Source organism: Subtercola endophyticus, assembly GCF_021044565.1.
In the GTDB taxonomy this organism is placed as follows: domain Bacteria; phylum Actinomycetota; class Actinomycetes; order Actinomycetales; family Microbacteriaceae; genus Subtercola; species Subtercola endophyticus.
The window spans coordinates 1,753,663-1,772,551 of record NZ_CP087997.1 but is presented as its reverse complement, the minus strand read 5'-3'; the positions used below and the strand labels follow the sequence as shown (position 1 = coordinate 1,772,551).

20 protein-coding genes are annotated in these 18,889 nt (G+C 65.8%); 17 read left to right on the top strand and 3 right to left on the bottom strand.

The features are described 5' to 3' along the window. Position 1: 1 nt before the first annotated feature. The 4 genes from LQ955_RS08330 (at position 2) to dapF (ending at position 4,241) form a co-directional block, all read left to right on the top strand. The gene (locus tag LQ955_RS08330) at positions 2 to 643 is read left to right on the top strand and encodes a regulatory protein RecX (protein ID WP_231027698.1); all 642 of its coding nucleotides are present in this window, start codon (positions 2 to 4) and stop codon (positions 641 to 643) included. A gap of 48 nt (positions 644 to 691) precedes the next feature. Next, a complete protein-coding gene (gene miaB / locus LQ955_RS08325; RefSeq protein WP_231027697.1) occupies positions 692 to 2,251 on the top strand; it encodes a tRNA (N6-isopentenyl adenosine(37)-C2)-methylthiotransferase MiaB in 1,560 nt (519 codons plus the stop codon). Positions 2,252 to 2,308: 57 nt separating this feature from the next. Next, positions 2,309 to 3,238 carry a tRNA (adenosine(37)-N6)-dimethylallyltransferase MiaA gene (gene miaA / locus LQ955_RS08320; protein ID WP_231027696.1) on the top strand — a complete coding sequence of 310 codons (930 nt, stop codon included), beginning with the start codon at positions 2,309 to 2,311 and terminating at the stop codon, positions 3,236 to 3,238. Between the two features lie 121 nt (positions 3,239 to 3,359). Next, positions 3,360 to 4,241: a diaminopimelate epimerase gene (dapF, locus tag LQ955_RS08315; protein ID WP_231027695.1), complete on the top strand. Its 882-nt coding sequence runs from the start codon at positions 3,360 to 3,362 to the stop codon at positions 4,239 to 4,241. 63 nt (positions 4,242 to 4,304) lie between these two features. Here dapF and LQ955_RS08310 read toward each other — a convergent pair whose 3' ends face one another. Further along, positions 4,305 to 4,919 carry a class I SAM-dependent methyltransferase gene (locus LQ955_RS08310; RefSeq protein WP_231027694.1) on the bottom strand — a complete coding sequence of 205 codons (615 nt, stop codon included), beginning with the start codon at positions 4,917 to 4,919 and terminating at the stop codon, positions 4,305 to 4,307. A gap of 40 nt (positions 4,920 to 4,959) precedes the next feature. Between LQ955_RS08310 and hflX the strand changes: the two genes are divergently transcribed. Next, entirely contained in the window at positions 4,960 to 6,546 is a 1,587-nt protein-coding gene (gene hflX, locus LQ955_RS08305; protein ID WP_231027693.1) for a GTPase HflX, read from the top strand. Positions 6,547 to 6,694: 148 nt separating this feature from the next. On the opposite strand, the gene lexA is transcribed toward hflX, so the two are convergent. After that, a complete protein-coding gene (lexA, locus tag LQ955_RS08300; protein WP_231027692.1) occupies positions 6,695 to 7,360 on the bottom strand; it encodes a transcriptional repressor LexA in 666 nt (221 codons plus the stop codon). Positions 7,361 to 7,812: 452 nt separating this feature from the next. Between lexA and LQ955_RS08295 the strand changes: the two genes are divergently transcribed. The 6 genes from LQ955_RS08295 (at position 7,813) to LQ955_RS08270 (ending at position 12,295) form a co-directional block, all read left to right on the top strand. Continuing rightward, complete coding sequence (locus tag LQ955_RS08295; RefSeq protein WP_231027691.1) at positions 7,813 to 8,115, top strand: LysM peptidoglycan-binding domain-containing protein; 303 nt, start codon at positions 7,813 to 7,815, stop codon at positions 8,113 to 8,115. Positions 8,116 to 8,211: 96 nt separating this feature from the next. Continuing rightward, positions 8,212 to 9,288, top strand: a complete 1,077-nt coding sequence (locus tag LQ955_RS08290; RefSeq protein WP_231027690.1) for a histidinol-phosphate transaminase — start codon at positions 8,212 to 8,214, stop codon at positions 9,286 to 9,288. A gap of 97 nt (positions 9,289 to 9,385) precedes the next feature. Then, positions 9,386 to 9,994, top strand: coding sequence for an imidazoleglycerol-phosphate dehydratase HisB (gene hisB, locus LQ955_RS08285; protein WP_231027689.1), 609 nt, complete (start codon positions 9,386 to 9,388; stop codon positions 9,992 to 9,994). Further along, positions 9,991 to 10,623, top strand: a complete 633-nt coding sequence (gene hisH / locus LQ955_RS08280) for an imidazole glycerol phosphate synthase subunit HisH (RefSeq protein ID WP_231027688.1) — start codon at positions 9,991 to 9,993, stop codon at positions 10,621 to 10,623. The genes hisB and hisH overlap by 4 nt, the downstream gene beginning before the upstream one ends. 73 nt (positions 10,624 to 10,696) lie before the next feature. Continuing rightward, complete coding sequence (gene priA, locus LQ955_RS08275) at positions 10,697 to 11,434, top strand: bifunctional 1-(5-phosphoribosyl)-5-((5-phosphoribosylamino)methylideneamino)imidazole-4-carboxamide isomerase/phosphoribosylanthranilate isomerase PriA (RefSeq protein WP_231027687.1); 738 nt, start codon at positions 10,697 to 10,699, stop codon at positions 11,432 to 11,434. A gap of 63 nt (positions 11,435 to 11,497) precedes the next feature. After that, entirely contained in the window at positions 11,498 to 12,295 is a 798-nt protein-coding gene (locus LQ955_RS08270; protein ID WP_231027686.1) for an SseB family protein, read from the top strand. A 28-nt stretch (positions 12,296 to 12,323) separates the two neighbouring features. Here LQ955_RS08270 and LQ955_RS08265 read toward each other — a convergent pair whose 3' ends face one another. Continuing rightward, positions 12,324 to 12,650, bottom strand: a complete 327-nt coding sequence (locus LQ955_RS08265) for a DUF1844 domain-containing protein (RefSeq protein ID WP_231027685.1) — start codon at positions 12,648 to 12,650, stop codon at positions 12,324 to 12,326. 287 nt (positions 12,651 to 12,937) lie between these two features. On the opposite strand from LQ955_RS08265, the gene infC reads away from it, so the two are divergent. The 6 genes from infC to pheT all read left to right on the top strand — a co-directional run bounded on the left by infC (position 12,938) and on the right by pheT (position 18,884). Further along, entirely contained in the window at positions 12,938 to 13,588 is a 651-nt protein-coding gene (gene infC / locus LQ955_RS08260) for a translation initiation factor IF-3 (RefSeq protein ID WP_231028090.1), read from the top strand. Between the two features lie 50 nt (positions 13,589 to 13,638). After that, positions 13,639 to 13,833: a 50S ribosomal protein L35 gene (gene rpmI, locus LQ955_RS08255; protein ID WP_231027684.1), complete on the top strand. Its 195-nt coding sequence runs from the start codon at positions 13,639 to 13,641 to the stop codon at positions 13,831 to 13,833. A gap of 32 nt (positions 13,834 to 13,865) precedes the next feature. After that, complete coding sequence (rplT, locus tag LQ955_RS08250; RefSeq protein ID WP_231027683.1) at positions 13,866 to 14,258, top strand: 50S ribosomal protein L20; 393 nt, start codon at positions 13,866 to 13,868, stop codon at positions 14,256 to 14,258. A 135-nt stretch (positions 14,259 to 14,393) separates the two neighbouring features. After that, the gene (locus LQ955_RS08245; protein ID WP_231027682.1) at positions 14,394 to 15,209 is read left to right on the top strand and encodes a TrmH family RNA methyltransferase; all 816 of its coding nucleotides are present in this window, start codon (positions 14,394 to 14,396) and stop codon (positions 15,207 to 15,209) included. Between the two features lie 88 nt (positions 15,210 to 15,297). Next, the gene (gene pheS, locus LQ955_RS08240; protein ID WP_231027681.1) at positions 15,298 to 16,344 is read left to right on the top strand and encodes a phenylalanine--tRNA ligase subunit alpha; all 1,047 of its coding nucleotides are present in this window, start codon (positions 15,298 to 15,300) and stop codon (positions 16,342 to 16,344) included. A gap of 2 nt (positions 16,345 to 16,346) precedes the next feature. Further along, positions 16,347 to 18,884, top strand: coding sequence for a phenylalanine--tRNA ligase subunit beta (gene pheT, locus LQ955_RS08235; protein WP_231027680.1), 2,538 nt, complete (start codon positions 16,347 to 16,349; stop codon positions 18,882 to 18,884). The last annotated feature ends 5 nt before the right edge of the window (positions 18,885 to 18,889 follow it).

Here is an 18,889-nt window from a genome sequence, read left to right as displayed (position 1 = left end):
CATGACGGCGAAGGTGACCTATCTGCCGGGCGTCGTGCCCGTCGATGACGAATCGCGGGCACTGCAGAGCGGTGTTGCCGCCACGTCGTGGCACGGCGAGCCCGAAGACGCAGAGTATGGGCGAGACGACCAGCGCACCGAGCCGGCCATGAGTGAGGGCGAACGCGAGGCGTTTCTCGAAAATGTCGTCGTTCGAGCCCTGGCGCGAAAGTCGCTCTCCGAGTGGGAGGTCACCAATCTGCTTGCGGCCAACGGTGTCGACGAGAGCGAGTTCGAGCAGTTCCTCGATCGCTACCGTGCCAACCGTTACGTCGACGACTACGATCTCGCCGAGACACTGGTCGAGTCGCTTCAACGCCGCAAAGGGTACGGGCGATCGCAGATCAGGCACGAGCTGAGCGCCAGGCACGTCGCGCCCGAAATCATTTCCGTCGCGTTGGCTGTGCTGAGCGAAGACGACGAGTTGCGTAAGGCGACCGAGCTGGCCGAGAAGAGGGCACCCACGCTGGCGCGTCTCGACGCCGCCACGGCCGAGCGGCGACTCACCTCGTTCTTGATGCGTAAGGGATACCCGTCGTCGGTGGTGCGTGCCGCGGTTGCGGCCGCGCTCAAGCCGCAGCCGCGCGCCGTACGTTTTCGCTAGCCTTCGACAGCCTGTGCACAGCTGAGGCGAACGTAGACTAGAAGCACTATGAGCAGCGTCAGCGAAGCACCCACCCTCATCGCGCCCTCCACGGCCGCGTTCGACCAGTCAGGGCGAGTGCGAACCTACGAGGTGCGAACCTACGGTTGCCAGATGAACGTGCACGACTCCGAGCGGCTGAGCGGGTCGCTCGAGGCGGCCGGCTATGTGCGCAGCGAGTCAGGCGACGCCGACGTCGTCGTCATCAACACCTGCGCCGTGCGCGAGAACGCCGACAACAAGCTCTACGGCAACCTCGGGTACCTCGCATCGGTGAAGAAGCGCCACGCGGGCATGCAGATCGCTGTCGGCGGGTGCCTCGCGCAGAAAGACAAGTCGGTCATCCTCTCGAAGGCGCCGTGGGTCGACGTCGTCTTCGGAACTCACAACATGGGGGCCCTGCCGAGCCTTCTCGAGCGAGCTCGTCACAACGGCGAGGCGCAGCTGGAGATCCTCGACTCCCTCGAAACGTTCCCCTCTACCCTGCCGACGAAGCGCGATTCCAGCTACAGCGGCTGGGTTTCGATCTCGGTCGGCTGCAACAACACCTGCACGTTCTGTATCGTGCCTTCGTTGCGTGGTAAAGAGAAAGATCGTCGACCCGGCGAGGTTCTGCGAGAGATCCAGTCCATCGTCGACGATGGCGCGATCGAGGTCACGCTGCTCGGCCAGAACGTCAACTCCTACGGTGTCGAATTCGGCGACCGTCATGCCTTCAGCAAACTGTTGCGTGCTGCGGGCGAGATCAACGGTCTCGAGCGCATCCGGTTCACGAGCCCGCACCCGGCAGCGTTCACCGACGATGTCATCGACGCCATGGCTGAGACACCGTCGGTGATGCCGCAATTGCACATGCCTTTGCAGTCGGGTTCCGACCGCATCCTGCGGCTGATGAAGCGCTCGTACCGGTCAGAGAAGTTCCTCGGCATTCTCGACCGGGTGCGCGCCCGCATGCCTCACGCTGCAATCAGCACCGACATCATCGTCGGCTTTCCCGGTGAGACCGAAGAAGACTTCCAAGAGACCCTGCGAGTCGTCGAGCAGGCCCGCTTCGCCACTGCGTTCACGTTCCAGTACTCCATTCGCCCGGGCACGCCCGCAGCGACCATGGCCGACCAGGTGCCGAAAGAGGTCGTGCAAGAACGCTACGAGCGCCTGGTCGCGCTGCAAGACCGCATCGCGTGGGAAGAGAACCAGAAGGTCGTCGGCCGCCGCGTCGAGGTGCTGGTCGCCAACGAAGGGCGCAAAGACAGCGACACCAAGCGCCTCAGCGGCCGAGCCGAAGACAGCCGCCTCGTGCACTTCGAGGTGCCGGAAGGTTCGGCGATTCCGCGCCCGGGCGACGTGGTGAGCGTCACCGTGACGAGCGCGAAGCCCTACTACCTCATCGCCGATTCGACTGACGGTCTGCCGCTCGAGGTTCGACGCACCCGCGCCGGCGACGCGTTCGAACGAGACCAGTCCGACTCGTGCGCAGTGCCGACTCCGGCCGGTTCAGAAGCGGCATCGAACGGGGTCGTCGGCCGTGTGTCGCTGGGGCTGCCCACGCTGCGTTTGTCGGCCCCGTGAGCTGCGCACGAGCACGAGCACGAGCACACGCCGCCTTCGCCCGGCTCTGCACGTCAGGTGCCTGAGCGCCTGCTCGCCATCGTCGGCGCGACGGGAACCGGCAAGTCCGATCTGTCGCTCGCCGTCGCTGAGGCGCTGACTCGTCTCGGCCGGAGTGCTGAGGTGGTGAACGCCGACGCCATGCAGCTCTACCGCGGCATGAACATCGGTACCGCCAAACTCTCGCCCGCCGAACGCCGAGGAGTTCCGCACCATCTGCTCGACGTTCTCGACGTCACGGCAGAAGGATCGGTGGCGGCTTACCAGACCGATGCGCGCGTGGCGATCGACGGCATTCTGGAGCGCGGCGCGGTGCCCATTCTCGTGGGCGGATCCGGGCTCTACGTGTCGTCGGTCATCCACGACTTCCGGTTTCCGGTGCGCGACGCCGAAGTGCGTCGAGTGCTCGAGCACGAGCTCGAACAACGTGGCATCGGGCTGCTGTTCCGGCGGCTCGCCGACGCCGATCCAGAGGCCGCTGCATCCATTGGCCCGCACAACGGCCGGCGTATCGTGCGTGCGCTCGAAGTGATCGAGCTCACCGGCGTTCCGGTCAGTGGCCAGCTGCCCGAACAGCCCGTGCCGTGGCGCCTGACGACGATCGTGGCCCTCGAACATCCGCGGGCAGACCTCGTCGAACGGCTCGACGCCCGGGTCGAGCAGATGTGGGCGAACGGACTGGTCGACGAGGTCGAGGGCCTCGTTCCGCTCGGTTTGGAGCACGGTGTGACCGCTCGGCGCGCCATCGGCTACGCCCAGGCCCTCGCTCAGCTGCGCGGCACGCAGACCCAGGCCGAGGCGATCGCCGAGGCGCAAGCTCTCACTCGGCGCTACGCTCGGCGCCAGGTCAGCTGGTTTCGGCGTTATGCCGAGGCGCACTGGATGCCCGCTGCCGATCCCGCACTCGTCGACACCGTGTTGGCCGCCTTCCTGACGGCAGAGCACTGACCGCAGGGTAATGACCGCTGAGCGCTGAGTGCTGAGCGCTCGGCACTAACCGCAGAGCGCTGAGCGCTCGGCACTGACCGCAGCCGACAAGCGGCGCTCTGAAACGCCCTAGGCTTGAACCATGGCTATCGATCTGCATTTCACCAAGGGTCAGGGAACAGGCAACGACTTCGTGCTGTTCTCCGACCCCGAGGGCGACATCTCTCTCAGCCCGGAGCAGATCGCGTCGCTGTGCGACCGCAATTTCGGAATCGGCGCGAACGGCCTGATCCGCGCCGTGAAGTCAGCGAACCTGCCCGAGGGTGCGGCCTCTCTGGCTGAAGACTCGGCGGCCGAGTGGTTCATGGACTACCACAACGCCGATGGTTCACCGGCGGAGATGTGCGGCAACGGCATCCGTGTGTTCGTGAAGTACCTCATCGAGAACGGCCTCGCCGAACTCGAGCAGGGTGACACCTTCGTGGTCGGTACTCGCGCTGGGGTGATCGATGTGCAGCGTAACCTCACCGGTTTTCAGGCCGATCTCGGTCGTTGGCGCCTCGACGGCGGCGAGCCGCTGGTGCGCGCGAAGAACCTTCAGGTGGCCCGGCCCGGTCTCGGCGTCAATGTCGGCAATCCCCACGTCGTCGTTGCCCTCGCCGACGAGGAGGAGCTGGAGTCAGCCGATCTGACCTTCATCCCGCATCTCGACCCTGCGCCCCTCGACGGCGCGAACGTCGAGTTCGTCGTTCCGCTCGAGCCCTTGGTGCGTAACGGAGTCGGGCACATCCGCATGCGCGTGCATGAGCGCGGCAGCGGAGAAACGCTTTCGTGCGGAACCGGCGCAGCGGCCGCGGCACTCGCCATCCGCTACTGGGCCGGGGCGGGTGCGCCCAACCAGTGGCGTGTGGAGGTTCCGGGCGGCGCGGTCGGCGTGCGCATGTACGCCACCGAAGACGGCGAGCACGTGGCCCTGTCGGGTCCGGCCGAATTGGTCTTCGAAGGCGACGTCACGCTCGCCTGAAAGCAGATGTGCGGCAACGGATGCTCGGCAGCACGCCCTGCGCCGCTGCCGAGCGGTTCGCCCTCAGCCCTTCTGCCGTGCCCGCAGCACCCGGTACCCCTTGTTGGTCGCCTCGCGGGTGACGCTGAGGGTGGGCAGCGCGCCGTCGAGCCAGCGCTGCAACGAGTCAGATCCGAGGTTGCGCTGCACGACGAGCCACGCGTCTGAACCGGGGTCCAGACGCGGCAGCCACTTCAGCAGCAGGTTGTGCAACTCGTCTTTACCTACGCGGATGGGCGGGTTCGACCAGATGGTCATGAACTCGAGGTCGTCGGGAACATCCGACGGCAGCACAGCGTTGATGTTCTCGAGGCCGAGCTTTTCAGCATTGGCCCGCACGAGGTCGAGAGCGCGTTCGTTGACGTCAACAGCCCACACGGTGGCGTGGGGTGACAACAGCGCAAGAGCAATCGAGATCGGCCCCCAGCCGCACCCCACATCGAGCAGATTGCCCCCGGGCGGCGGCGCGGGAGTATTGGCGAGCAGAACCTGGGTTCCGGCATCCACCCGGTCGGGGCTGAACACGCCGCCCGCGGTGATCGCAGAGAACGATCGCCCGGCAAGAGTCACCGGAATCTCTTTGAGCTTGAGTTCCGTCGATGGGTGAGCTGAGAAGTAGTGCCCATTGTCGGAAGCCATAGAGGGAATGTAGCAAATGAGAGGTCTAGTCTTTACATCAATGTCTGAACACGATTCACTTTCGCCGAACGAGTCGACTCTCGACGAGACGGCAACCACGGCAACCGACACGGCGGCAACCGACGAGTCGACCCGATCCACGGTCGACCGTATTCTGGCGCGCGCCGACGCCCGGGCATCCGGCTACGCTCTGTTCTCGCCCGGCAGTGCGCAAGCGGTCGACCGCCAGAGTGCGGATGCGCGGGGCCGAACGAACCACGACGGTGACCAGTTCGACCTGGCCGACCGTCAGGCTCTGCGCCGCGTCGCCGGTCTCTCCACCGAACTCGAAGACGTCACCGAGGTCGAATACCGCCAGTTGCGGCTCGAGAACGTCGTGCTCATCGGCGTTTACACCCAGGGCACGTTGACCGACGCCGAGAACTCGCTGCACGAGCTCGCCGCCCTCGCCGAAACCGCGGGTGCCGCGGTGCTCGACGGTCTGCTGCAGCGTCGGGCGAACCCCGACCCGAGCACCTACTTCGGCAAGGGCAAGGCCGAAGAGCTGGCCGGCGTGGTGAAGGCGCTCGGCGCCGACACCGTCATCGCCGACAGCGAGCTGGCACCGAGCCAGCGGCGAGCCCTCGAAGACATCGTGAAGGTCAAGGTCATCGACCGCACAGCCGTCATTCTCGACATCTTCAGCCAGCACGCCAAGAGCCGGGAGGGCAAGGCCCAGGTCGAACTCGCGCAGCTCGAATATCTGCTTCCGCGCCTGCGCGGCTGGGGCGAGTCGATGTCGCGCCAGGCCGGTGGCCAGGTTGGCGGCACCGGATCGGGAATGGGTTCACGAGGCCCCGGTGAGACGAAGATCGAGCTCGATCGGCGCCGCATCCACACGCGCATGTCGCGACTGCGCAAGCAGATCGCCGCAATGAAGCCCGCCCGCGAGGCGAAGCGCGCCAACCGTAAGCGCAACACCGTGCCGTCTGTGGCCATTGCCGGCTATACGAACGCAGGTAAGTCCTCGCTGCTGAACCGCATCACCGGCGCCGGACTGCTGGTCGAGAACGCGTTGTTCGCGACGCTCGACGCAACGGTGCGACGCACCCAGACCGCCGACGGCCGCGAGTTCACCTTCGTCGACACCGTGGGGTTCGTGCGCAGCCTGCCGACGCAATTGGTGGAGGCGTTCCGCTCCACGCTCGAAGAGGTTGCCGACGCCGACGTCATTCTGCACGTGGTCGACGGATCGCACCCCAACCCCGCGAGCCAGCTCACCACGGTGCGTGAGGTGATCGGTGAGGCCGGTGCCCGAGGCATCCCGGAGCTGGTGGTGTTCAACAAGAGCGACCTCATCGACGAGAGCGACCGCATCGTGTTGCGTGGCCTCGAGCCGCACTCGGTGTTCGTCTCGGCGCGCACCGGTGAAGGCATCGAGGAGCTGCTGCAGCTGCTCGACGGGATGCTCCCCACGCCGTCGATCGAGGTCGACGTTCTGGTTCCCTACGACCGCGGTGACCTGATCTCGCAGATGCACCAGCACAGCACCGTGCTGAGCACCGACTACGAAGAGGGCGGAACCCACGTTCGCGCCCTCGTGAACCCCGAGTTCGAGGCGCAGCTGCTGGAGTTCAGCACCACCTGACCTCACGTCTACCACCCACGCAAATGAGCCCGTTACGACGAACTGAGTCCTTTGTAACGGGCTCAACTCGGCGTAACGGGCTCACGAGCAGGGGCGGGCTGACGCGCAGCAGCGGACTCACGCGCAGCAGCGGGCGGTCATCCGAGCGTCAGACGGAGCGCAGCACTGCGACGACCTTGCCGAGCACGGTCGCGTAGTCGCCCAAGATGGGCTCGAAGTTCGAGTTGCGCGGCAGCAGCCAGGTGTGTCCGTCACGCTGGCGGAACACCTTCACGGTGGCCTCTTCGTCGAGCATCGCGGCCACGATGTCACCGTTCTCCGCTGTGTTCTGCGTGCGCACGACCACCCAGTCGCCATCGCAGATCGCCGCGTCGATCATCGATTCGCCCACGACCTTCAGCATGAACAGCTCACCTTTGCCCACGAGCTGCCGGGGCAGTGGGTAGACCTCCTCCACCTGCTGCTCTGCAGTGATCGGGATGCCCGCGGCAATGCGCCCGACGAGAGGAACGAGTGCCACGTCACCGTGTGGTGTGGGGGAGTCCGCCGTTGCTGCGTCGCCCTTGGGTATATCGATCAGCACCTCGAGCGCACGAGGACGATTCGGGTCGCGCCGCAGGTACCCGCTCAACTCGAGCTGGTTCAGCTGGTGGGTCACGCTCGACAGCGAGGCGAGGCCCACGGCGTCGCCGATCTCGCGCATGCTCGGCGGATACCCCTGCTGGTTCACCGCGTCGGAGATCACTTCGAGAATGGCCAGTTGTTTCTCGCTCAGCGACTTGCGTCGCCTGGTTCCGCCTCGTTCACTGACCACGTCGTACTCGCTTTCGTCTCTGGTTCGCCTGGGCTTCGACCGTGCTGCGACCAATGTCAGTGGTGTGCGATTCACTATTCGAAGTACCGATGCGGTCGATCTCAACTATCGAAACTGTATCGAACACTGCACGAAGAAGAAACACATGTTCGAGTGTGTCGCGAGATTCGCGCTGATATTCGACTTGAACATTCGAACAATCGAAGATATATTCGGAACACAGCTTCGTACCAGGCGCTCCCGGCCGAGCGCCTGGTACGAAAACCCTTACAACGGGTACGTCCTTGAGAGGCAAGGCCATGACTGCACTTCAGCTCGACGCTCGACCGTTTACCGCTGCTCGTCCGTCAACGACGCCACGCGGGGCAGCTTCGGTGCCACACGCGGGAGTTTCGACGCCACGCGCGGCAGATTCGACGCCGCGCGCGGCGGTTTCGCGTACGCGCCTGCGCATGACCCGTCGCGGTCGCCTGGTGCTCGTCGCGCTCGTCTCCCTACCTCTCCTCGCCGGCCTCGCCGCGTTCGCCCTCCTCGGCGGCGGTGCAGCCATCGCCACCGGTGGCGGGCAGCCCGTCACCTACAGCTACGTGACGGTGCAGTCGGGCGAGAGTCTCTGGGGTATCGCGCAGTCGCTCGATCCGTCGGCCGACCCGCGCGACATCATCGCCGAGATCGTCGATCTCAATCAGCTGCACACATCCGACGTGCACGCCGGCCAGCGCCTCGCCCTCCCGCCCGAGTACGCGGCCAAGTAGCGCCGTTCGAAGGCAGTCAGCGCCGGCACTCACCGCCGGCACTCACCGCCGGTGACGGCACGCACACCAGCGACGGCACGCACTACCATTGAGCAGGTGAGTTCTCTAGCCGATCTTCCCATCCGCGACGACCTCCGGGGGCTTTCGCCCTACGGCGCACCCGAGCTCAAGGTGGCCGTTCAGCTGAACGTCAACGAGAACACTCATCCCATTCCCGAAGACGTGGCCCGCTCGATCATCGAGGCCCTCGCACTGGAGTTGCTCTCGGTCAACCGCTACCCCGACCGTGAATTCCTTGCCCTGCGCGACAGCCTCGCCCGGTACCTCGGCGGCGGTTTGTCGCGAGACAATGTCTGGGCGGCGAACGGCTCGAACGAGATTCTGCAGCAGATTCTGCAGGCCTTCGGCGGGCCCGGGCGATCCGTTCTCGGCTTTCCCCCTACCTACTCGATGCACCCCATCATCGCGGCGGGCACCGGCACCGAGTGGATCGCGGGCGTTCGCGATGCCGAGTACCAGATCTCGCCCCAGACCGCCGTCGAATGGATCGAACGCACCAGCCCCGACCTCGTGTTCTTCTGCTCGCCGAACAACCCCACCGGCACCGCACTCTCGCTCGAGACCATCGCGGCTGCCTACGACGCCACTCCCGGAATCGTCGTCGTCGACGAGGCCTACGCCGAGTTCGGGCACGCCGGCGAGCCGACCGCTCTGTCGCTGTTGCCGGGACGCGAGCGCCTCATCGTCACGCGAACCATGAGCAAGGCCTTCGCCTTCGCCGGCGCCCGCCTCGGTTACCTCGCTGCAGACCCCGCGATCAGCGACGCCCTGCGGCTGGTGCGTCTGCCGTACCACCTCTCGTCGTTGACGCAGGCAGCGGCGGTCGCCGCGCTCGCGCACGCCCCCGAGATGCTCGCGATGGTCGACGACATCAAGGTGCAACGCGACCGCATCGAAACGACTCTGCGTACCCTCGGCTACAACCCGTTTCCGAGCGCCTCGAACTTTGTTCTCTTCGGCGGGGTGCCAGACGCCCACCGCCTGTTCGAACAACTGCTCGAGCGCGACATCATCATTCGTGACCTCGGCATTCCCGGGCACCTGCGTGTGAGCGCGGGCACCGCGGCCGAGACGACCGCGTTTCTCGACGCCATGCGAGACCTGACGGAGTAACACGATCGTCGATGCAGCGGGGGGAGCGACCTCGGGCATCCACCCCGGGTATCAACCCCGGGCATCCACCCCCACCCGGCCCGATAGACTTTTCGGCATGTCACGCGAACCCCGTACCGCCAGCCTCACGCGCGAAACGAGCGAATCGAGCATCGAGCTCTCGCTCGACCTCGACGGCACCGGCGTCTCGCACATCGATACCTCGGTTCCGTTCTACAACCACCTGTTGACTGCCTTTGCGAAGCACTCGCTGACCGACCTCACCGTGAAGGCCACCGGCGACACCGACATCGACGTGCACCACACGGTCGAAGACATCGGAATCGTGCTCGGCCAGGCCATTCGGCAGGCTCTCGGCGATAAGAGCGGCATCTCTCGCTTCGGTGACGCGCTCGTTCCGCTCGACGAGGCCCTCGTGCAGGCCGTCGTCGACATCTCCGGGCGCCCGTTTCTCGTGCACAGCGGCGAGCCCGAAGGGTTCGAATATCACCTGATCGGCGGGCACTTCACGGGCTCGATGGTGCGGCACGTTCTCGAAGCCATCACGTTCAACGCCGGCCTCACCGTGCACATCACGGTTCTCGGCGGCCGTGATCCGCACCACATCGCGGAGGCCGAGTTCAAGGCATTCGCCCGCGCTTTTCGCTTCGCCAAGCAGTTCGATGCGAGCGTGTCGGGCATCCCGTCGACGAAGGGCGCACTGTGACCGCTCCTCGCGTCGTGGTGCTCGACTACGGCAGCGGAAACGTGCACTCGGCGGTCAAGGCACTCGAGAAGGTCGGCGCTGAGGTGGAACTCACGGCTGACCGACAGGCCGTCGCCGAGGCCGACGGCCTGCTCGTCCCTGGCGTCGGTGCGTTCAGCGCCGTCATGGCCGCGCTCGACTCTGTGCGCGGTGGTGAACTGATCGACAAGCGCCTGGCGGGCGGTCGACCGGTGCTCGGCATCTGTGTGGGCATGCAGGTTCTGTTCTCGCGCGGCATCGAACGCGGCACCGACACCGACGGCCTCGGCGAGTGGCCCGGTACCGTCGAAGAGCTGCAAGCGGATGTCCTGCCGCACATGGGCTGGAACACCGTGTCGGCGCCGCCGGAGTCGAAACTCTTCGAATCCATCGGCGATGAGCGCTTCTATTTCGTTCACTCCTATGCCGCTCAGAGCTGGGAACTCGAGGTGCAGCCTCCGCTGCCCGCAGCCGCGGTGACGTGGGCCGAGCACGGCGGTCCGTTCATCGCGGCCGTCGAAAACGGACCGCTGGCCGCAACGCAGTTCCACCCCGAGAAGTCGGGGGAGGCAGGCATGCACCTGCTCGAAAACTGGCTTCGCACGCTCTGAGCGCTTTTTACCCTTTGAGCGCCGCCGAGCGTCCACTCGCTGCCGCACCCCTAGTCGAAAGATCTGTTTGTTCATGACCGAAACACCCGCCCTCGTTCTGCTGCCCGCCGTCGATATCGCAGGCGGCCAGGCCGTGCGCCTCACGCAGGGTGAGGCGGGCACCGAGACGAACCACGGCGACCCCGCCGACGCGGCCGCCGACTGGGTGGCCCAGGGCGCCGAATGGATCCACCTCGTCGACCTCGATGCGGCGTTCGGGCGCGGCAGCAACGTCGATGTGATCCGCCGCGTCATCGCACAGGCCGAGGGCGTGAAGATCGAGCTCTCCGGCGGAATCCGCGACGACGCCTCGCTCGAACACGCCCTGAACAGCGGGGCAACGCGTGTCAATCTCGGCACGGCGGCGCTCGAGAACCCCGAATGGGCGGCCGCCGCCATCGCCCGCTTCGGCGACGCTATCGCGGTCGGTCTGGATGTTCGCGGAACCACCCTCGCGGCCCGCGGTTGGACCAAGGAGGGCGGTGACCTCTGGGAGGTGCTCGCCCGCCTCGAAGACGCCGGTTGCGCGCGTTATGTGGTCACCGACGTCACGAAAGACGGCACTCTCAAGGGCCCGAACGTCGACCTGCTCAAGCAGGTCATGCAGAAGACCGACAAGCCGGTCATCGCCTCGGGAGGCATTTCGAGTCTCGCCGACCTCACCGAGCTGCGCTCCCTGGTGGGCCTGGGCCTCGAGGGCGCGATTGTCGGCCGTGCGCTCTACGCCGGTGCGTTCACGCTCGTCGAGGCGCTCGGCGTCGCGTCGAACTGACCTGCTGAACCGCCCTGCTGACCCCCCTCCAGTACTGACCGTCGAACCGATCGGAGCGTAGTCGTGCACGACGAGCATCCGGAGCCGAATGAAGGGCCCGCTGATTCTTCGGGCCAGCCGTTCGCCGGCCGCCACTTCGAGGCGAGCACGAGCGCGTTCGAGGGTGATGATGGCACCGCGTCGCCGCACGTGCTCGACACGATGCGGCGGTTCCGCGCCGGAGAAGCCTCGCAGGCCGACGTGGTTGACGCGCTGCGCAACACTCGTCTGCTGGTTCCGCTCGTCGCGCACGCCGGCGAGACCGGCCTCGACGACCACGGGCACCTCGTCGACAAGACGCAAGAACTGTCGATCGTGACCGTGACGACGCCGGATGGCCGCTCGGCGCTGCCGGCGTTCACCTCAACGGAGGCGATGGCTGCCTGGAACCCGAAGGCCCGGCCGATTCCCACCGAGGCTCGCCGCGTCGCCCTCGCGGCGGCAGGCGAGAACACCGACATCGTCATCGTCGACGCCACGTCGCCCACCGAATTCGTCGTGAGGCGACCGGCGGTGTGGGCCATGGCGCAGGGCGTCGCCTGGCGCGCCCCGGCCGACGATGCTGAGGTACTCGCGGCCTTCAGTGATTCGGTCACGGCCGAGCCTGCCGTCGCATCCGTCGCGCTTCAGAACGGCGACCCGACGAGCCGGATGCTCGGGGCCGAACTCGTCGTCAGGCTCGAACTCGTGCCCGGCCTCGACCAGGGTGCGTTGACCACCCTGTTGGCCCGCCTGCACGAGCGCTGGTCGCAGAGCCCCATCGTCGCCCAGCGAGTCGACTCGCTCGCCGTCACCCTCGCAACTGCGCCGCGCTGGGTCTAGCCGTAGACCCAACCGCGCCGCGGTCGGTCTAGGCGTACACCGGGCCGGTGAGTTTCTCGCCGGGGCCCTGGCCGATGGGGTCGGGGAACGGCGACGCTTCGCGGAACGCCAGTTGCAGCGAGCGGAGGCCGTCACGCAGGCTTCGCGCGTGCATGTCTCCGATCTCGGGGGCGCCGGCCGTGACCAGCCCCGCGAGTGCGATGATGAGTTTGCGCGCTTCGTCGAGATCGAGTTGGTTCTCGGGGTCGTCCGCGAGACCGACCTTGACCGCCGCTGCGCTCATCAGGTGCACGGCTGTCGTGGTGATGACCTCGACCGCCTGCACATCGGCAATATCGCGCGCTTCGTCGCTCATGAATATCCGTTCTCACATCAGGTCAAGTCTCTGATAGACTCCTATGCGGCTCTGGCACCAGTAGGTGTTAGATCGAAAGTGGAGATTCTCCCACCCGCATGACCGCTTCTAAGGTTATCGGGTCGATTGCACTCCGCCTGTCCTCGTCACTGAAGGCAGGTAGATAGGGTGTGGTGCGTTGTGCAGACGGGTTCGTCTGTTCATGCGTGGTGAAGTTCAGTTTCGTGAGCGTTGGTTCGCACCAACAGCCCGGCCGAACATCCACACCACAGCATAAGGAGCAACGCATCAGCGATCCCCGTACCAACGACCGTATACGAGTACCCGAGGTTCGCCTCGTGGGTCCGGCCGGTGAGCAGGTTGGCGTCGTGAGCATCGACGTCGCACTCAGACTCGCACAAGAGGCAGACCTCGACCTGGTTGAGGTGGCGCCGAACTCGAAGCCGCCTGTCGCCAAGATCATGGACTACGGAAAGTTCAAGTACGAAGCCGCGCAGAAAGCAAAAGAAGCACGGCGCAACCAGGCGAACACCATCCTCAAAGAGGTGCGGTTCCGCCTGAAAATCGATGTGCACGACTACGAGACCAAGCGCAAGCGCGCCGAAGGTTTTCTCAAGGCGGGCGACAAGGTCAAAGCCATGATCTTGTTCCGCGGCCGTGAGCAGTCGCGCCCCGATCAGGGAGTCCGACTCCTGCAGAGATTCGCCGAAGACGTTTCGGAGTTCGGTTCTGTCGAATCGAGCCCGACCATCGACGGTCGCAACATGGTCATGGTCATCGGCCCTCTGAAGAACAAAGCAGAGGCCAAGGCCGAGGCCAACGCACACCGTGCGGCAGCGAAGCCCCCGCGGGAGGCACCCGCCACCCCCGCTGCCGAAACAGCTCCGGCTGCACCCACCGCATCAGCGCCAGCTGAAACCGCGGCGGCAGCCGAATAACTTAGCGCAAGCTAACACAACTGAAGAACACACCCAACGAGGAGAGAATTATGCCCAAGCAGAAGACCCATTCCGGGGCGAAGAAGCGATTCAAGATCACCGGTAGCGGCAAGGTCATGAAGCAGCAGGCCGGCATGCGCCACAACCTGGAAGTGAAGTCGGGCCAACGCAAGCGCCGCCTGAACACCGACCAGGTGCTTGCCCCGCAAGACGCCAAGGTCGCCAAGAAACTCCTCGGCCTCTAGAACTCACGACGACGAATAAGGACAGATAAGAAATGGCAAGAGTAAAGAGGGCCGTCAACGCCCACAAGAAGCGTCGCGTAATTCTCGAGCGCGCCGAGGGCTACCGCGGCCAGCGTTCGCGCCTCTACCGCAAGGCAAAAGAGCAGGTCACCCACTCGCTCGTCTACTCGTACCGCGACCGCCGTGCGCGCAAGGGCGACTTCCGTCGCCTCTGGATTCAGCGCATCAACGCCGCTGCCCGCCTGAACGGTCTCACCTACAACCGCCTCATCCAGGGTCTGAACCTGGCCGGCATCGAGGTCGACCGCCGCATTCTCGCCGACCTCGCCGTCACCGAGCCCGCCACCTTCGCGGCCCTCGTTGCGAGCGCCAAGGCAGCACTGCCCGCCGACACGTCGGCTCCGAAGGCGACGGCCGCCGCGTAAGCGCGTCGACTCCTCCGCACTGCCGAAAGGGGCGGCGCGTGCAGCTCAGGCTGCACCGCCGCCCCTTTCTGATGCACCGGATGTTCGGCCGCGGCGATGACGCGGTAGAGACGAATAGTCTGGTTGACTTGCCCCATGCTTGATAATCCGCGATCGCCGCGTGTTCGGGCCGTCGCCAAACTCGCCAAGAAGAGCGCTCGGTCTGAGACCGGGCTTTTTCTGCTCGAGGGTCCGCAGGCCGTTGCCGAAGCGCTCACCTTCAGCCCACAGCTCGTCGTTGAGCTCTACGCCACCCCCACCGCCCTCGAGCGGTACACCGACATCGGCCAGACAGCCGTCGACGCCGGTGTCGACGTGGAGTTCGTTTCCGAGCAGGTGCTCGAGGTCATGTCTGACACGGTCACCCCGCAGGGCTTCATCGCGGTCTGCCACCAGTTTCCGACCGCCGTCAAAGACATTTTCGCGAACGGGCCGAAGCTCATCGCGATTCTCGAAGAGGTGCGCGACCCGGGTAACGCGGGAACGATCATCCGTGCCGCCGACGCAGCCGGAGCCGACGCCGTGATTCTCACAGGGCGTTCGGTCGACTTGTACAACCCGAAGGTCGTGCGGTCGACGACCGGATCGCTGTTCCACCTGCCGGTGGCCATGGATGCGAGCTTCGCCGACGTTCGAATTCGTGCGGCCGAAGCCGGCCTGCAGATTCTGGCCGCCGACATCAAGGGTGACGATCTGCTCGAGGTGAGGTCGACCGGTCTGCTGGCGCAGCCGACGGCGTGGCTGTTCGGCAACGAAGCTCGCGGGCTCCCCGACGAGATTCTCGCCCTGGCCGATCGTGCGATCTCGGTGCCGATCTACGGCAAGGCCGAGTCGATGAACCTCGCCACGGCCGCTTCAGTCTGCCTGTATGAGAGTGCGTTCGCGCAGCGAAGCCCGGATGCCTCGGCCTGACTTTTGCACAGCTCGCCGCGATTGATCGTTCTGCACAGAAGGCGGCTCGCCGAAAGTGCGCTGTCGTTCCTGGGTAAGCTTGGTTCTCGTGTCTGATTCCCCTTCTCTTGCGATTTCCGACGAGTCCGTCGAAGCCGCGGTCTCCGCTGCGCTCGAGGCCGTCGAGGCCGTCGTCGACTCTGTTTCGCTGAAAGCCGCGCGAAGCGAGCACACCGGCGAGTCGTCGGTACTCGCTCGGCTGAACGGCCAACTGCGTTCACTGCCCAACGACCAGAAGGCCGCCGCCGGCAAGCTCATCGGCCAGGCGCGGGCTCGGGTGAATCAGGCCTTCGCCGCTAAAGAGCTTGATGTGGTTGCACTCGAAAATGAGGCGCAACTCGCGGCCGAGGCGGTCGACGTGACGGCTCTTCCGGTGCGCAAGCGCCTGGGTGCGCGTCATCCGCTCTCTCTTCTGCAAGAGAAGGTGGGCGACATTTTCGTGAGCATGGGGTGGGAGGTCGCAGAGGGCCCCGAGCTCGAGAACGAGTGGTTCAACTTCGATGCCTTGAACTTCGACGCCGATCACCCGGCCCGAGCAATGCAAGACACGTTTTTCGTCGAGCCGGTGCAGTCTCACCTGCTGTTGCGCACGCACACGTCTCCCGTGCAAGTGCGTTCGCTGCTCGAGCGCGAGCTGCCGGTGTACGTCATCGCCCCGGGCCGCACCTACCGCACCGACGAGCTCGACGCTACGCACACTCCTGTTTTCAGCCAGATCGAGGGCATCGCGGTCGACAAGGGCCTCACCATGGCCCATCTGCGCGGCACGCTCGAACTGTTCGCCAGGCAGATGTTCGGCGACGAGGCGAAGATCCGTCTTCGCCCCAACTACTTTCCGTTCACCGAACCCAGCGCCGAGATGGATGTCTGGCAGCCGCGCGCAAAGGGCGGCGCGCGCTGGGTCGAGTGGGGCGGGTGCGGCATGGTGAACCCGAACGTGCTGCTCTCGGCCGGCATCGACCCCGACGAGTACTCCGGATTCGCCTTCGGCATGGGCATCGAGCGCACGCTGCAGTTCCGCAACAACCTCAACGACATGCGCGACATGGTCGAGGGCGACGTGCGCTTCAGCCAGCAGTTCGGAATGGTGGTCTAACCATGAGAATTCCCATCAGCTGGCTCGCCGAGTTCGTGGCACTGCCCGCAGGCACCACGGTCGCAGACATCCACGCGGCCTTGGTCAAGGTCGGGCTCGAAGAAGAGGGCTCGCACGACTTCGATATCGCCGGTCCCGTCGTCGTGGGCGAAGTTCTCGAGTTCGGCGAAGAGCCGCAGACCAACGGCAAGACCATCCGCTGGTGCAGTGTGCGCGTCGCTCCGGCCGGGCAGAGTGCCGCCGACGGCGGGGCGGATGTTCGGGGCATCGTCTGTGGTGCGCACAACTTCTTCGTGGGTGACAAGGTGGTCGTGACGCTCCCGGGTGCAGTGCTGCCGGGTGGCTTCGCCATCGCCGCCCGCAAGACCTACGGCCATGTCTCCGACGGCATGATCGCTTCGGCGCGGGAACTGGGTCTCGGCGACGATCACGACGGCATTCTGCGGTTGACGACGCTCGGGCTCGACCCCGAGGTCGGAACCGACGCGCTCAGCCTGCTGAGTCTCGACGACGCAGCGGTCGAGGTGAACGTCACTCCCGATCGTGGGTATGCGTTCTCCATCCGCGGTATTGCCCGTGAGTACGCGCACGCGACGGGCGCGGTGTTCCGTGACCCGGCCGCGGCCGTCTCCGTCGACGCCGAGTCCGACGGTTTCTCGGTCGAGATCGACGACCGTGCACCCGTTCGTGGGCGCGTGGGCGCTACGGTCTTCGTTACGCGTGTCGTACGGGGCGTCGACCCGACCCTGCCGAGCCCGGCGTGGCTGGTCTCGCGACTCAAGCTCGCGGGCATCCGCTCGATCTCGCTGATCGTCGACATCTCGAACTATGTGATGCTCGAGCTGGGCCAGCCTATTCACACCTACGACCTCGACCGGCTCTCGGGCGGGCTCGTGGTGCGCCGGGCCGAGCCCGGCGAGACTCTCGCGACGCTCGATGGCCAGACCCGCAAACTCGACCCAGAAGACCTGCTCATCACCGATGACTCTGGTGCCATCGGTCTCGCCGGAGTCATGGGTGGGGCCGCAACAGAGATCAGTGACGAGACGACGAACGTGCTCGTCGAGGCGGCGAACTTCGACCCGGTGAGCATCGCGCGCACGGCACGGCGGCACAAGCTGCCGAGCGAGGCAGCGAAGCGGTTCGAGCGTGGAGTCGATCCCGAGGTCGCGGCGGCTGCCGCGGCACGCGTTGTGCAGTTGCTCGAAGAACTCGCTGGCGGCAGGGCAGATTCCCTCGGCTCTACCTACCACGCTCACGACGAGTTGCCACCTATCTTCTTGCCCGACGCCTACATCTCGGGGCTGATCGGGGTCGACTACACCGAGGCCGAGATCACGTCGTCGCTCATCGAGATCGGCGCGACTCTCGAGTACGCGCGAGACGGGCTGCTCGTCTCGCCGCCGTCATGGCGCCCCGACCTGACCCACAAGTCGACCCTGGCCGAAGAAGTCGCGCGCATCGTCGGTTACTCGCGCATTCCGAGCGAGGTACCCGTCGCTCCTCCGGGGCGCGGCTACACCCGTGAGCAGAAACTACGTCGTTTGGCCGCAGAGACCCTCGCGGCGAGCGGATCGACCGAAGTTCTGGTCTACCCCTTCGTATCGAGTGCGTCGAACGATCTCTTCGGTGCACCCGGCCACGAAACTGTGGCGGCGGTGAAGCTGGCCAATCCGATCGACGGCGAGGTGCCGTTCTTACGCACCTCCCTGCTCCCCGGCCTCATCGACGTGGCTCGCCGTAATCTCTCTCGCGGTCTCACTGACCTCGCGGTGTTCGAAATCGGGGCCGTGTTCCGCCCTGAGTCGGGCGTCACGTACGGAGTAGCCGAGGTGCCGCTCGGGGCCGCGTTGCCCTCGGCCGAGACTCTGGCCGAGCTCAATGCGAGCATCCCCCCGCAGCCGTGGCACGTCGGACTGCTTTTCGTCGGCAACTCCATCGAGAAGCAGCCGGGTCAGCCTGCTGTGCACGTGGGAATCTCCGATGCGCTCGACACCGTGCGTGTGCTGGCGACCGCACTCGACGTACCCATCGAAATTCGACAGGGCACACACAAGGCGCTGCACCCGGGCCGCACGGCCGAGATCGTGGTGCCTGCCGCAGCAGCGGGCGTCGTGCACGTCGGCTACGTGGGGGAGCTGCTTCCCGTGCTGGCCGACGAATTCGACTTGCCTCGCGTGGTCGCGGTGGCCGAACTCGACCTCGGCCTCCTCATCGAACTCGCCGCACGCAGCGTGCAGGCGACCCCGTTGGCCGGGTACCCGGCCGCCACCCAAGACGTGTCTCTCGTCGTGGCCGACTCGGTGCCGGCGGCAGAGGTGTTGCGCGCCGTCGAGAGCGGTGCGGGCGACCTGCTCGAGAGCATCCGGCTCGTCGACGACTATCGCGGCACCGGAATCGACGCAGGGTTCAAGTCGCTGACGTTCGCTCTGCGTTTTCGGGCATCCGACCGCACGCTCACCGCCGCCGAGGCGAGTGAAGCGCGTGTCGCCGGGGCCGCAGAAGCCTCCCGACGATTCGGTGCGACGGTTCGCGAGTAGCGCAC

What these genes read in the sequence shown, in the direction of transcription:
- LQ955_RS08245 (WP_231027682.1), top strand. Translation starts at nt 14,394, where the DNA reads ATGCTTGATAATCCGCGATCGCCGCGTGTTCGGGCCGTCGCCAAACTC.
- pheT (WP_231027680.1), top strand. Translation starts at nt 16,347, where the DNA reads ATGAGAATTCCCATCAGCTGGCTCGCCGAGTTCGTGGCACTGCCCGCA.
- hisB (WP_231027689.1), top strand. Translation starts at nt 9,386, where the DNA reads ATGTCACGCGAACCCCGTACCGCCAGCCTCACGCGCGAAACGAGCGAA.
- hflX (WP_231027693.1), top strand. Translation starts at nt 4,960, where the DNA reads ATGTCTGAACACGATTCACTTTCGCCGAACGAGTCGACTCTCGACGAG.
- LQ955_RS08310 (WP_231027694.1), bottom strand. Translation starts at nt 4,919, where the DNA reads ATGGCTTCCGACAATGGGCACTACTTCTCAGCTCACCCATCGACGGAA.
- LQ955_RS08265 (WP_231027685.1), bottom strand. Translation starts at nt 12,650, where the DNA reads ATGAGCGACGAAGCGCGCGATATTGCCGATGTGCAGGCGGTCGAGGTC.
- LQ955_RS08330 (WP_231027698.1), top strand. Translation starts at nt 2, where the DNA reads ATGACGGCGAAGGTGACCTATCTGCCGGGCGTCGTGCCCGTCGATGAC.
- rplT (WP_231027683.1), top strand. Translation starts at nt 13,866, where the DNA reads ATGGCAAGAGTAAAGAGGGCCGTCAACGCCCACAAGAAGCGTCGCGTA.
- miaB (WP_231027697.1), top strand. Translation starts at nt 692, where the DNA reads ATGAGCAGCGTCAGCGAAGCACCCACCCTCATCGCGCCCTCCACGGCC.
- dapF (WP_231027695.1), top strand. Translation starts at nt 3,360, where the DNA reads ATGGCTATCGATCTGCATTTCACCAAGGGTCAGGGAACAGGCAACGAC.
- priA (WP_231027687.1), top strand. Translation starts at nt 10,697, where the DNA reads ATGACCGAAACACCCGCCCTCGTTCTGCTGCCCGCCGTCGATATCGCA.
- LQ955_RS08295 (WP_231027691.1), top strand. Translation starts at nt 7,813, where the DNA reads ATGACCCGTCGCGGTCGCCTGGTGCTCGTCGCGCTCGTCTCCCTACCT.
- rpmI (WP_231027684.1), top strand. Translation starts at nt 13,639, where the DNA reads ATGCCCAAGCAGAAGACCCATTCCGGGGCGAAGAAGCGATTCAAGATC.